This is a genomic window from Coprococcus sp. AM100_B19A, from assembly GCF_027662015.1.
In the GTDB taxonomy this organism is placed as follows: Bacteria; Bacillota; Clostridia; order Lachnospirales; family Lachnospiraceae; genus Allocoprococcus; species Allocoprococcus comes.
On sequence record NZ_JAQDKN010000002.1, the window covers coordinates 107632 to 121184 of the forward strand.

General features: G+C 42.7%; 16 protein-coding genes. 15 read left to right on the forward strand and 1 reads right to left on the reverse strand.

What is annotated here, in order from left to right:
- The first annotated feature begins 84 nt into the window (after positions 1 to 84).
- The 5 genes from PGQ33_RS02740 (at position 85) to PGQ33_RS02760 (ending at position 5030) form a co-directional block, all read left to right on the forward strand.
- Entirely contained in the window at positions 85 to 2607 is a 2523-nt protein-coding gene (locus PGQ33_RS02740; protein ID WP_270205216.1) for a heavy metal translocating P-type ATPase, read from the forward strand.
- Between the two features lie 349 nt (positions 2608 to 2956).
- Positions 2957 to 3451 (forward strand): translation initiation factor IF-3, encoded by a 495-nt coding sequence (gene infC, locus PGQ33_RS02745; protein WP_008374852.1) that lies wholly within the window; start codon positions 2957 to 2959, stop codon positions 3449 to 3451.
- Between the two features lie 33 nt (positions 3452 to 3484).
- Positions 3485 to 3682: a 50S ribosomal protein L35 gene (gene rpmI, locus PGQ33_RS02750; RefSeq protein ID WP_022220532.1), complete on the forward strand. Its 198-nt coding sequence runs from the start codon at positions 3485 to 3487 to the stop codon at positions 3680 to 3682.
- A 34-nt stretch (positions 3683 to 3716) separates the two neighbouring features.
- Positions 3717 to 4073, forward strand: a complete 357-nt coding sequence (rplT, locus tag PGQ33_RS02755; RefSeq protein ID WP_008374854.1) for a 50S ribosomal protein L20 — start codon at positions 3717 to 3719, stop codon at positions 4071 to 4073.
- Positions 4074 to 4253: 180 nt separating this feature from the next.
- Positions 4254 to 5030 (forward strand): ATP-binding protein, encoded by a 777-nt coding sequence (locus PGQ33_RS02760; protein ID WP_270205217.1) that lies wholly within the window; start codon positions 4254 to 4256, stop codon positions 5028 to 5030.
- A gap of 129 nt (positions 5031 to 5159) precedes the next feature.
- Here the strand turns inward: PGQ33_RS02760 and PGQ33_RS02765 are convergent, their stop codons facing one another.
- Complete coding sequence (locus tag PGQ33_RS02765; RefSeq protein WP_008374860.1) at positions 5160 to 5525, reverse strand: metal-dependent transcriptional regulator; 366 nt, start codon at positions 5523 to 5525, stop codon at positions 5160 to 5162.
- Between the two features lie 298 nt (positions 5526 to 5823).
- Between PGQ33_RS02765 and PGQ33_RS02770 the strand changes: the two genes are divergently transcribed.
- The 10 genes from PGQ33_RS02770 (at position 5824) to PGQ33_RS02815 (ending at position 13539) form a co-directional block, all read left to right on the forward strand.
- Positions 5824 to 6033, forward strand: coding sequence for a FeoA family protein (locus tag PGQ33_RS02770; protein ID WP_022220531.1), 210 nt, complete (start codon positions 5824 to 5826; stop codon positions 6031 to 6033).
- A 72-nt stretch (positions 6034 to 6105) separates the two neighbouring features.
- Positions 6106 to 6324 (forward strand): FeoA family protein, encoded by a 219-nt coding sequence (locus PGQ33_RS02775; RefSeq protein WP_055260881.1) that lies wholly within the window; start codon positions 6106 to 6108, stop codon positions 6322 to 6324.
- Positions 6325 to 6373: 49 nt separating this feature from the next.
- Positions 6374 to 8551, forward strand: a complete 2178-nt coding sequence (gene feoB / locus PGQ33_RS02780) for a ferrous iron transport protein B (RefSeq protein WP_055155678.1) — start codon at positions 6374 to 6376, stop codon at positions 8549 to 8551.
- 83 nt (positions 8552 to 8634) lie between these two features.
- Positions 8635 to 8808, forward strand: coding sequence for a FeoB-associated Cys-rich membrane protein (locus PGQ33_RS02785; RefSeq protein ID WP_195250768.1), 174 nt, complete (start codon positions 8635 to 8637; stop codon positions 8806 to 8808).
- Positions 8809 to 8822: 14 nt separating this feature from the next.
- Positions 8823 to 8954 (forward strand): hypothetical protein, encoded by a 132-nt coding sequence (locus PGQ33_RS02790; RefSeq protein WP_008374867.1) that lies wholly within the window; start codon positions 8823 to 8825, stop codon positions 8952 to 8954.
- Position 8955: 1 nt separating this feature from the next.
- Complete coding sequence (locus tag PGQ33_RS02795; protein ID WP_195250770.1) at positions 8956 to 9324, forward strand: heavy-metal-associated domain-containing protein; 369 nt, start codon at positions 8956 to 8958, stop codon at positions 9322 to 9324.
- Between the two features lie 27 nt (positions 9325 to 9351).
- Positions 9352 to 9744, forward strand: a complete 393-nt coding sequence (locus tag PGQ33_RS02800) for a Fur family transcriptional regulator (protein WP_055155676.1) — start codon at positions 9352 to 9354, stop codon at positions 9742 to 9744.
- A 306-nt stretch (positions 9745 to 10050) separates the two neighbouring features.
- The gene (locus PGQ33_RS02805) at positions 10051 to 10371 is read left to right on the forward strand and encodes a DUF6110 family protein (protein ID WP_270205218.1); all 321 of its coding nucleotides are present in this window, start codon (positions 10051 to 10053) and stop codon (positions 10369 to 10371) included.
- A gap of 14 nt (positions 10372 to 10385) precedes the next feature.
- Entirely contained in the window at positions 10386 to 12458 is a 2073-nt protein-coding gene (locus PGQ33_RS02810) for a heavy metal translocating P-type ATPase (protein ID WP_270205219.1), read from the forward strand.
- A 322-nt stretch (positions 12459 to 12780) separates the two neighbouring features.
- Positions 12781 to 13539, forward strand: a complete 759-nt coding sequence (locus tag PGQ33_RS02815; RefSeq protein WP_270205220.1) for a prolipoprotein diacylglyceryl transferase — start codon at positions 12781 to 12783, stop codon at positions 13537 to 13539.
- The last annotated feature ends 14 nt before the right edge of the window (positions 13540 to 13553 follow it).

Here is a 13553-nt window from a genome sequence, read left to right on the forward strand (position 1 = left end):
GTTATAGATTTTCAGATGAAAAGCGCAGGAAAATTTTTACAATATAAAAATGGCAGATAAAGCCAAAAAGTGAGGTGGATTTTTGTGGAACAATATACAGTAACAGGAATGAGCTGTGCGGCATGCAGCAGCAGAGTGGAAAAGGCAGTATCGAAGGTATCGGGAGTTACCAGCTGTTCGGTCAGTCTTCTGACGAATTCCATGGGAGTAGAAGGGACCGCATCCCAGTCGGAGATCATTGCGGCTGTTGAGGCAGCAGGATACGGTGCTTCGGTAAAAGGAGCAGATGCAGGAGCCAAAAAGGGCACAGCAATGGACGAGGATGCCCTGAAAGACAGGGAGACACCGATTATGAAGCGCCGTCTGATCGCATCTCTTTGTTTCCTGATCCCACTGATGTACATTTCCATGGGTCATATGATGTGGAACTGGCCACTGCCGGGATTTCTGGCTGGCAATCATGTAGCAATGGGACTGATCCAGCTGTTATTTACCGGAATTATCATGGTGATCAACCAGAAGTTCTTCATCAATGGATTTAAGGGACTCCTTCATGGTGCACCGAACATGGATACTCTGGTTGCACTGGGATCAGGGGCATCCTTTGTATACAGCACCTATGCATTGTTTGCAATGACCGATGCACAGATGAAGATGGATATGGAAGGCGTCATGTCTTATATGCATGAGTTCTATTTTGAATCAGCAGCCATGATCTTGACGCTTATCACAGTCGGAAAGATGCTGGAAGCGCATTCCAAAGGAAAGACAACAGATGCATTAAAGAGTCTGATGAAGCTGGCTCCGAAGACAGCTGTTGTCCTGAAAAATGGTGTGGAGACAGAGGTTTCCATCGATCAGGTGAAAAAAGGCGATATCTTTGTAGTAAGACCGGGTGAAAATATACCGGTAGACGGTATCGTGCTGGAAGGAACCAGTGCAGTCAATGAAGCAGCACTTACCGGAGAGAGTATTCCGGTTGATAAAGCAGAAGGTGACAAGGTATCTGCTGCAACCATGAACCAGTCCGGTTTCCTCAAATGCGAGGCAACCAGAGTTGGGGAAGATACCACACTTTCACAGATCATTCAGATGGTCAGTGATGCGGCGGCAACCAAAGCACCGATCGCAAAGATTGCAGACCGTGTATCCGGAATATTTGTGCCGGCGGTTATTACGATTGCAGTGATTACAATTATCGTATGGTTGATCGCAGGTCAGAGTGTTGGATTCGCACTGGCAAGAGGTATTTCCGTACTCGTTATCAGTTGCCCTTGTGCACTGGGACTTGCCACACCGGTTGCCATTATGGTTGGTAACGGAATGGGCGCAAAGAACGGAATCATGTTCAAGACGGCGGTATCTCTGGAAGAGACCGGTAAAATGCAGATCGTAGCTTTGGACAAGACCGGAACCATCACAAGCGGGGAACCGAAAGTAACGGATATGATACCGGCAGAGGGTATCTCGGAGGAAGAACTTTTGGGATTTGCTTATGCACTGGAAAGAAAGAGCGAGCACCCACTGGCACATGCAATTTTGCAGGAAGCCCAAGAGCGCAGACTGGATGCGGAGGAAGTAGAAGACTTCCAGGCAGTACCTGGAAACGGACTTTCCGCAGTTCTTGCAGGAAAGACGATTTATGGTGGAAATAAGAAATTTATCCAGACAAAGACTTCTGTGGATGCAGGAACGCTGAAAAAGGCAGAAGATCTGGCGGCAGAAGGAAAGACGCCGTTGTTCTTTGCGAAAGAAGATCAGCTGATCGGAATCATTGCGGTAGCAGACGTCATCAAAGAGGACAGTCCAAAGGCAGTCAAAGAACTGCAGAATATGGGAATCCATGTGGTAATGCTGACCGGTGACAATGAGAGAACCGCAAAAGCGATCGGACGTCAGGCGGGTGTAGATGAAGTCATCGCAGACGTTCTTCCAGACGGAAAAGAAGCCGTTATCCGGAAATTAAAGAAAAAAGGAAAAGTTGCCATGGTTGGTGACGGAATCAATGACGCGCCGGCACTTACCAGAGCCGATATGGGAATTGCGATTGGTGCAGGAACCGATATCGCGATCGATGCAGCAGACGTTGTTCTGATGAAAAGCCGTTTAAGTGATGTACCGGCAGCCATCCGTATGAGTAAAGCAACTTTAAGAAATATCCATGAGAACCTGTTCTGGGCATTTTTCTACAATGTGATCGGAATCCCGCATGCAGCAGGTATCTGGTATCCAATCTTCGGATGGAAATTAAATCCGATGTTTGGCGCAGCAGCTATGAGTCTTTCAAGCTTCTGTGTCGTAACCAATGCACTTCGTCTGAACTGGTTTAAAATGTATGATGCCAGCAAAGATAAGAAGATAAAGTCAAAAGTCAAAGAAATAGAGGAGGAAAAGACAATGACAAAAACAATGAAAATCGAAGGTATGATGTGTGGACACTGTGAGGCAACCGTAAAGAAAACTCTGGAAGCAATCGAAGGAGTAGAGGCGGCAGAAGTAAGCCATGAAAATGGAACAGCGGTAGTAACACTTGCGGCAGAAGTAGCTGATGAGGTACTGAAAAAAGCTGTTGAAGACAAAGATTACAAGGTGACAGGGATTGAGTAGGTTTAAGTCTGAAAAATAAAGATTGTTAGAAATTACAATACTATAAAGAAGAAAAACATGGAGAAAACCATTATTTTGATTGATTTATTATGAAAAAAACAATCAAAATAATGGTTCATAAAAAATAAAAAAAGTGTTGACACCATATAAAATCTGTGGTAAATTATAACTTGCGTAAAGCGAACAACAAAGAAGAGTATCCACTCTCACCTTAGCGCAATCAGGCGACTAACGGTTTGATATTGAATTTATAATACCGGATATAAGTATTGTATGCAATAGATAGTGGATAGTCTGCAGCTATTCACTATTTTTTATTTATTGGAGGTGCACAACAATTAGCGATTTAATGATTAACGAACAAATCCGCGACAGAGAGGTACGCGTGGTTAGCGAGAGTGGGGAACAGTTAGGAATAATGTCAGCAAGAGAGGCTATGAAGCTGGCACAGGAAGCGGAACTGGATCTGGTTAAAATCGCTCCGACAGCGAAACCGCCGGTTTGTAAGATTATCGATTATGGTAAGTACAGATACGAACAGGCAAGAAAAGAAAAAGAAGCAAAGAAAAAACAGAGAACTGTCGAGGTTAAGGAAGTGCGTCTTTCACCAAATATTGACACCAACGACCTGAACACGAAGATGAATAATGCTAGAAAATTTATCTCAAAAGGAAATAAAGTAAAGGTTACACTTCGTTTCCGTGGTAGAGAGATGGCTCATATGCAGCAGAGTAAACATATTCTTGACGATTTTGCTGAGAAGATGAAAGATGTTGCTGTCATTGAAAAGCCGGCAAAACTTGAAGGCAGAAGCCTGAGCATGGTTTTAACTGAAAAACGTTAAAAATAAATTATCTATATTAAGGAGGAAAACATCATGCCAAAAATTAAAACAAATAGAGCTGCTGCAAAGCGCTTCAAAACAACAGCTACAGGTAAACTTAAAAGAAACAAAGCTTACAAGAGCCATATCTTAACAAAGAAGTCTACTAAGAGAAAAAGAAATCTTAGACAGTCAACTATCACAGATTCTACAAATGTAAAGAACATGAAGAAAGTTTTACCATATCTCTAAGATTTGGCAGGAAAGATAGAAGGAGGATTAAGTAATGGCAAGAATTAAAGGCGGAATGAACGCTAAGAAGAAACACAATAGAACTTTAAAACTGGCTAAAGGATACAGAGGAGCTCGCTCTAAACAGTACAGAATTGCAAAACAGTCTGTAATGAGAGCCCTTACATCAGCATACGCAGGAAGAAAGCAGAAAAAACGTCAGATGCGTCAGCTTTGGATCGCTCGTATCAACGCAGCTGCAAGAATGAATGGTCTTTCTTACAGCAAGCTTATGCACGGACTTAAAGTTGCCGGTGTAGATATGAACAGAAAGATGCTCGCTGAAATGGCAGTTAATGATGCAGCTGGCTTCGCAGCTGTAGCTGAAGTTGCTAAAAAGGCACTTGCATAATTAAATCAGACGATTTCGTATAGAGTTTGAGAGAAGAGGGAAAACCTTGTGGAGAGAATCCGCAAGGTTTTTTTATGTGGATTGTTGTTATAACAACAGAATAGAATGCGGTTGTAAGCTAAAATAAGCTGGTAAAGTTAAAGGAATACAAATTTTTCGAATAGGAGGATATAAAGGAATATGATTCGTAGAATTATTCAGATAGATGAGGAGAAGTGTAATGGGTGTGGAGCTTGTGCAAAGGCCTGCCATGAGGGGGCTATTTCTATGGTAAATGGGAAAGCAAAGCTGATGAGAGATGATTATTGCGACGGGCTGGGAGACTGTCTGCCGAATTGTCCGGTGGATGCCATTCATTTTGTAGAGCGTGAGGCGGCGGCTTATGATGCGGAGGCTGTGAAGCAGAATATGCTTAAAAAGCAGCAGGAAGAGGCCACAAAGCAGAATGCGGGAGAAGGACCTAAAGCACCGGTAAAACCATTTGCAGGGGGATGTCCTGGAACCCGCATGCGTATGATGAACAGAGAGGAGAGTATGCAGAATGCAGAGAGCGAAGAGGAAGGAAGGGAGACGGCGAAAAGCGTGAATAAGAGTATGCTTTCCCAGTGGCCGGTACAGATTAAGCTTGCACCGGTGAATGCACCATATTTTGACGGGGCGAAGCTTCTGGTCGCTGCAGATTGCAGTGCCTATGCTTATGGAGATTTTCACAATCGTTTTATCAAAGGGCATGTGACTTTGATTGGATGTCCAAAACTGGATAATGTGGATTATTCGGAGAAGCTGACGGAGATTATTAAGAACAATAATATTAAGAGTGTGACGATTGTGCGGATGGAAGTACCTTGTTGTGGCGGACTTGAGCTGGCGGCTAAGAAAGCGCTTCAGGAAAGCGGTAAATTTATTCCGTGGCAGGTCGTGACCTTATCGCTTGACGGACAGATCCTTGATGAATAATATCAGTAAAGTAATTTCATTACGGAAAACAGCATATGAAATATGTTGCGGTAAATCTGTAGAGTCTGCAAAAGGGCAAAGAAAAAGGCTGAAAAGTTATAAACTTTTCGGCCTTTTCTGACGCATTTACTAATGTGTTCGTACATATTCTTTGATTGCGTTAAAGCTTTCTCTGCTGATCACGTGCTCCATCTGGCAGGCATCATCTGTAGCGATTTCTTCTGGGACACCGAGTTCGATCAGCCATTTTGAAATAAATTCATGCCGTTCATAGATCATGTTCGCGATCTCTTTTCCTGAATCGGTAAGATAGATAAAACCTGCATCTGTTACGGTAATATGATTCTCCTGACGAAGTTTCTTCATGGCGATGCTGACGCTTGATTTTTTGAAACCAAGTTCGTTGGCAATATCTACGGAACGTACGACAGGTAATTTTTTACTTAACATCAATATTGCTTCAAGATAATTTTCGGAAGATTCATTTTTAGCCATTTATTCCGGTCACCTCACTATTTATTCTTATATCTAATAGGATACCATGGATTATATTTTTTTTCAAATAATATTGTTCTGTAAATGCTCTTTTTGTGCAAAAAGTAGAAGCTATAACTATTAGAAGTAAGTTGTAAAGGGCAAAAATGAGTAACAGAAAACAATGGTTTAATAAAACTTAAAAAAATACTTGACAACACACAAATGTTAGCATATACTAACTAATGAACAAAAGTTGGTAATGAAAAAAATTATCATTCAAAATTCCAAATACGCAAAAGAACAGGAGGTAGGGATTATGCCTTTAACGATGGCGAATATTGGTGAAGTAAATGAGATCAAGAGAATTGGTGGAAATGAAGAAACAAGGCGATTCCTTGCGAATCTCGGATTTGTAGCAGGTGCAGAAATTACAGTTGTTTCTGCAATCGGTGGTAATGTGATCGTGAACATCAAGGATTCACGTGTTGCGGTTAATTCTGATATGGCGCGGCATATCATGATCTAGCCTCTGGCTGGTCGATGGGTCCGCTGCATATATATTCTGTATTACGAAGCTTAAAGGAAAGGAGATACGACAATGACTTTAGGTGATGCAAAGGTTGGAAGCACTGTTGTTGTGACCAAGATTGAAGGAGACGGAGCTTACAAACGCCGTATTATGGACATGGGCATAACAAAAGGAAGCGAGCTGTACATCAGAAAAGTTGCGCCTCTCGGTGATCCTGTTGAGATTACTGTAAGAGGATATGAACTTACAGTAAGAAAAGATGATGCACAGTGTGTGCAGGTAAAATAGCATATACATAATTATGCATGAGAGTAGTACAACAAGGAGGTAAAAAGGAATGGCAATTAAAATTGCACTTGCCGGAAACCCGAACTGCGGTAAAACTACCATGTTTAACGCGCTCACAGGAGCCAACCAGTATGTTGGTAACTGGCCAGGGGTTACTGTAGAGAAAAAAGAGGGTAAATTAAAAAGTAAGAAGACAAAGGAAGAAGTTATCGTAACTGACCTTCCGGGTATCTATTCAATGTCTCCATATACACTGGAAGAGGTCGTCAGCCGTGACTATGTGCTGAAAGAAAATCCGGATGTGATCATTGATCTGGTGGATGCAACCAATATTGAACGTAACCTGTATCTGACAACTCAGCTGATCGAGACAGGCGTTCCGGTTGTTATTGCACTGAACATGGCAGATCTTCTTGCGAAGAGAGGAATCAAGATTGATGTGAAGAGACTTTCAATGCTACTTGACTGTCCGATTATCGAGACATCTGCGCTGAAAGGTGAAGGACTTGACAAACTGATCGATGAAGCAGTAAAAGTTGCTAAGAAGTCAGAAATCGATCTTCCGAAAGATATCTTCTCAGCAGAGCTGGAAGGTGCTGTGGCAGAAGTTAAGAGCGTTCTTCCGAGTTCTGTTTCAGAAGAGAAGAAGAGATGGTACGCTGTAAAATTCCTTGAGAACGACAGCAAGGTAGTAGAGAGCATGAAACTTTCCGGTGCGGCAGCCCAGACGGTGGAAGCACAGAGAAAAGCTCTTGAAAAGAAACATGACGATGATATGGAAAGTATTGTAACAGACGAACGTTACAAATTCATCCAGAAGATTGTTTCAACAACTGTTCAGAAGGGAAAAGAAAAGCTTACAACTTCTGACAAGATCGACCGTATCGTTACCAACCGGTTCCTCGGAATCCCGATCTTTATGCTGGTAATGTGGATCGTATATTATGTTTCTGTAACGACAGTCGGTACCTTTGTAACAGACTGGACAAATGATGTATTTGTAGTAGCAATTCAGGATGCAGCAACAAGCGCACTTTCAGCGATCGGTGCCGGTGACATGGTTATGGGACTTGTTGTTGATGGTATCATCGGTGGTCTTGGAGCCGTTCTTGGTTTCGTTCCACAGATGGCGATTCTGTTCCTTTTCTTGTCTATCCTTGAAGACTGTGGATACATGGTTCGTATCGCATTTGTCATGGACCGTGTGTTCAGACATTTCGGACTTTCGGGAAAGAGCTTTATCCCGCTTCTGATTTCATCAGGCTGCGGTATTCCTGGAATCATGGCTTCTAAGACTATTGAACAGGACAATGACAGACGTCTTACAATTATGACAGCAACTTTTATCCCGTGTGGAGCTAAGCTTCCGGTTATCGCTCTGATGGGTGGTGTTATTTCCGGTGAAGTAGCAGGATATCAGGAAAGTTCATTTATCGCACCGCTTATGTATTTCATTGGAATTGTTGCAGTACTTGTGGCTGCGATCATCCTGAAGAAGACCAAACCGTTCTCAGGAAAACCGGCACCGTTCGTAATGGAACTTCCACAGTACCATATTCCACAGGCTAAGACAGTTCTCCTTCATGTATGGGAAAGACTGAAAGGCTTCATCATCAAAGCCGGAACAATCCTGTTCCTTGCCTGCGTCGTAATGTGGTTCCTTGGCGGATTCGGATTTGTAGACGGAAGCTTTGGCATGGTAGAAGACAGCGCAGACAGTCTTATGGCAATGATTGGTGGCGTGATCGCACCGCTCTTTGCACCACTTGGATTTGGCGAGTGGCAGCCGGTAGCAGCTTCTATCTCTGGATTTACAGCAAAAGAAGCAATTGTTTCAACAATGGGTGTACTTGCAAATGTATCTGGTGATACAGAAGATGCAGTCAACGTAGCAGCTGGTGTTGCATCTTGGTTCCCAAGCTCAATTGCAGCATTTACATTCCTGATGTTCAACCTTCTTGATTCTCCTTGCCTTGCAGCAATTGCTACAATGGCACAGCAGATGCAGTCAAGAAAATGGTTCTGGTTCGCAATTCTCTTCCAGAACATCTTCGCTTACATCGTATGCCTCTGTGTATATCAGATCGGTTCATTCGTAACAGGCGGAGCATTCGGAGTTGGTACAGCAGTTGGATTCCTTTTCCTTATCGCAATCCTTTTCATGCTGTTCAGACCAGATCCGTATAAAAATCAGAAAGTTTATTCAAAACGTTCTGTAAACGCATAAGATTTATAAGAACTTTAAGGCGGAAGCCGGATGCAGAAGCCTGTGTCCGGCTTCCAGTGTAAAAGAAAGACAAGGTGAAGGTTATGATCGCAAATATTGTGATAGTGGCACTGATCGCAGCATATTGTATTTATCTGATTTACAAAGGTTATAAAAACCATAAAGAAGGAAAACCGGTCGGTTGCGCTGGATGCAGCGGTAACTGCGGTTCGTGTAGCGGATGTAGTGGAAAAACCGCACCAGAGAAGAAAGACTGAAAGGCGGAAGGCATATGGGAAGTTCAACAGGCTCTATGTTCTATGCATTCGGAGCATTCTTGATCATTTATCTTGTAGGAGTCAGCATATATCAGTTGGTTTTATGGATAAAGAAATGGCGTGAACGCCGGAAGGATGAGGAATAAGATGGTTGATGCAATTATTGTTCTGATCGTGATCGTACTTCTTATTTTTTCATTAAAGGGTACGCTTAAACATTTTAAAGGGGAAAGCCCTTGCTGTGGTGGTGGATCTGGACTGATCAAGACAGAGATTGAAGAAAAGGTGCTGGATCATCCGGCAATCGGTAAAAAGACGGTGAGGGTTTCCGGTATGCACTGTGATCATTGCGTGAAAAGTGTAACGGAAGCAATCGACAAAATCGAAGGTGCATCTGCAAAGGTGAATCTCAAAAAAGAAGAAGCAGTTGTAAGCTATGACAGAGAAATCGATGATGATGATCTGAAAAAAGCTGTCGAGGAAGCAGGATTTAAGGTAGTTGATATCAGAACCTAACAGGCGACAGCATGGAAAGGGGCTATCATGGACGCGAAAGAAAGAATAATCGAGCAGCTGAAAAGAAGTGGCTGTAGGGTTACGAAGCAGCGACTCATGCTGATCGATGTTATTTTGGAAGGAAAATGTAATTGCTGCAAGGAAATTTATTATCAGGCGTCTCTGAAGGATCCGAGTATCGGACCGGCGACGGTATACCGTATGGTCAATACGCTGGAACAGATTGGAGCGATCAGCCGCAAGAATATGTATCGTATTTCGGATGATGGCAATAAGATGGAATGCATGGTCGAACTGGAGGATGGAACGGTTCTTGATCTTCCGGAAGATAAATGGACAGCAGTAATTAAATCTGGTCTGGATGCCTGTGGATTTTCGGGTGGACAGAATGTGAGAAACATCACACTCAAAGAAGCATAACATTGTAAAAAAACGTTCTGAAACGGAACGGTTCGGATATGGAGGCAGGTACCGTGGTTGTATCTGTCTCTTTAAGATACCGGGAAATGAGTTTCTTCTATATAAATATGGATATAGATAACTGTGAAAAGTTGTGTAAAAACTAAGGTGAAAATAGCGAATTCGTGTCAGATATAATGAAAAAAAGTTTGATAAAACTGATTTTGCGCAAAAGTGAGAAAATTTATCAGAAGCAAAAAAAGACTGGAAATTTTCAGATTCGTGTCATATAATAGGCGTTAATGAAAAAACAGGAGGTACGTAGATATGTTTGATATTACTAAAGTAAATTGGAAAAAGGTTGGAATTTTTGCATCAGGAGTTCTTTTTGGAACAGCTGGAATCAAAGCGCTTTCAAGCAAGGATGCTAAGAACGTGTACACAAATTGTACAGCAGCAGTTCTTCGCGCAAAAGACTGTGTTATGAAAACAGCTACAAATATCCAGGAAAATGCAGAGGATATTTACGCTGAAGCTAAGAACATCAACGAAGAAAGAGCTGCTGAAATGGAAGAATTTTCTGATGCAGATACAGCAGCAGAGACTGAAGAAGCTGAAAATACAGAGTTCAACGAAGTAACAGAGTAAGAGGCGCACTGAACGTGAAGTTTATAATTAAACATGAGATGAAAGGCCGGATGAGAGTCCGGCTTTCTCAAAAAAGAATGACATATGAACAGGCTGATATATTACAGTATTATCTGCTCTGCAATGAATCAGTCAAATTAGCAAAGGTATATGACAGAACCTGTGATGCAGTCATTAATTATACCGGCGACAGAGAAGATGTAATTCGTCTTCTGCAGGAATTTCACTATCAGACAGTGGAAGTTCCAGCAGACGTACTTGCAACTTCCGGTCGTGAAGTGAATGCGCAGTATCAGGAAAAGCTGTTCAATAAAGTAGTATTTCATTATGCAAGAAAATGGTTCCTTCCGTATCCACTGAATGCATGCTATACATCGGTCATGTCACTGAAGTATATCTGGAAGGGAATCAAGTGTCTGTGGGCACGCAAAATTGAGGTTCCGGTGCTGGATGCGACTGCAATCGGTGTATCCGTTGCACGTTGGGATTTCAGTACAGCCGGATCCGTCATGTTCCTGCTTGGAATCGGTGAGATTCTGGAAGAGTGGACACATAAGAAATCCGTAGATGACCTGGCAAGGACCATGTCTCTGAACGTAAGTAAGGTATGGCTGAAGACAGAAGATCAGGAAGTTCTGGTTCCTGCATCCAAGATAAAAGCAGGAGACCGGATTGTGATTCGTATGGGAACTGTGATTCCGTTTGACGGCGATATCGTGGATGGTGAAGCGATGATCAATCAGGCATCTCTTACCGGAGAGTCAGTGTCTGTCCGCAAGACGGTTGGAAGCTATGCATATGCAGGAACGGTGGTCGAAGAAGGTGAGATCACAGTCGGAGTCAAACAGGTAAGCGGAAACAGCCGCTTTGATAAGATCGTTACGATGATTGAAGAATCTGAGAAGTTAAAATCAGGAGTAGAAAGCAAGGCAGAACATCTTGCAGACAGGCTTGTACCGTATTCACTTGGTGGAACAGCTCTTACCTATCTGCTGACGAGAAATGTCACAAAGGCCCTTTCAATCCTGATGGTAGATTTTTCGTGTGCTCTTAAGCTTTCAATGCCGATTTCGGTGCTGTCTGCAATCCGTGAAGCAAACCTTTACAATATTACCGTAAAGGGCGGAAAGTATCTGGAAGCCGTGGCAGAGGCAGATACGATCGTATTTGACAAGACTGGTACACTTACAAAAGCAACACCTACCGTGGTGGATGTGGTTCCCTTTGATGGAAGAACACCGGATGAACTACTCCGTATTGCAGCGTGTCTGGAAGAACATTTTCCACATTCTATGGCAAAAGCAGTAGTAAATGCAGCAAAAGAGAAAAATCTGGATCATGAGGAAATGCATTCCAAGGTAGAGTATGTGGTTGCACATGGCATTTCTACAACGATTGATGATAAAAATGTAATTATCGGAAGCTCTCATTTTGTATTTGAAGATGAAAAATGTACAATTCCGGAAGGAAAACAGGAGTTATTTGACAGTCTTCCGGAAGAATATTCACATCTGTATCTTGCAATCGAGAATCAGCTTGCAGGAGTGATCTGTATTGAAGATCCATTGAGAGAAGAGGCGAAGACAGTAGTTGCCGAGCTCAAGAAAACAGGATTTGGGAAGATTGTTATGATGACAGGTGACAGCGACCGTACAGCTTCGGCAATCGCAAAGCGTGTCGGTGTGGATGAATATTATTCAGAAGTACTGCCGGAAGATAAGGCTGCATTTGTAGAAAAAGAAAAAGCAGCCGGAAGAAAAGTTATTATGATCGGCGATGGTATCAATGATTCTCCGGCGCTTTCAGCGGCAGATGTGGGAATTGCGATCAGCAATGGCGCAGAGATTGCACGTGAGATTGCAGATATTACGGTAGGCGCAGATGATCTTGGACAGATCGTGACCTTAAGACGTCTCAGCAATAGGCTGATGAAGAGGATCCAAAGTAATTACCGCTTTATCGTTGGATTCAATTCCGGTCTGATCGTACTTGGAGTAACCGGTGTGATCCAGCCGACGACATCAGCACTTTTACACAATACTTCAACTCTGGCAATTGGGCTGAAGAGTATGAAGAATCTTCTGTAAGGCAGAACAATTTAATGATAGCTCTAAACGTGGGGGATGATTCTCTGAATCATGCCCCATTGCTGGATTAAGAGGCAAAATAGCGTTACTGTTCACTCCCGTGTCAATCACTACGCTGATTGGCACGGAGGATGCACGTCTTATCTTGAATGGCATCTCGCCCATCGCCAAAGGCGATTTAAAATGGCGAGATGCGTTGCTGGTCACAGGTACTGTGAACAGTAACAAAATAGCAGATAGTATCCAAAAGGATAAGATTGACAAATGAAGGGATAATCCATACAATGATAAATAGATTGATAAAAGGGAGGAAGAAAAAAGCGTGAAAATTAATCTGTTTTCAATAGGAAAGTTTACGATACATGGATATGGACTGATGATCGCAATCGGTATCCTTTGTTGTGTGGCAATGGCTTCTTATCGGGCAAAAAAGAATGGCCTGGATCAGGAAGCAATTGTGGATATTGGAATTTACGGTGTAATCGGCGGTTTTTTAGGTGCAAAAATTCTATATGTGATCGTGGAGTTTAAGACGTTTATCAGGGATCCGAAGACGGTACTCGGTTCAGAAGGGTTTGTCGTATATGGTGGAATTATTGCCGGTTTTCTGACAGCAATTGTATATTGCAGAATCAAGAAGCTTTATTTTCTGGAATATTTTGATCTCGCTGTGGCAAGTATTTCGATGGCACAGGGATTTGGAAGAATCGGATGTTTTCTTGCAGGATGCTGCTATGGAAGGGAGACGACCTCCAGATTTGGTGTGGTCTTCCCGGAAGGTGGGCTTGCTCCGGCAGGTGTAAAACTGATCCCTACACAGCTTATTTCGTCTGCAGGCGATTTCCTGATCATGATCGTGTTACTTCTATATTATAGGAAGAATAAAAAAGACGGTACACCGGGAAGTGTAGGTTCTCTGTATATGCTGCTGTATGGTGTAGGAAGATTCCTTGTTGAGTTTTTAAGAAATGATAACAGAGGAGGAGCTTGGATGTTCTCAACCTCCCAGTGGATCTCCATGGTGATTGTAGCAGGTGGAATTGTATTGTATCTGGTAAATAAAAAAAGGCATAAAAGGTAAGGAAGCAGAAGATG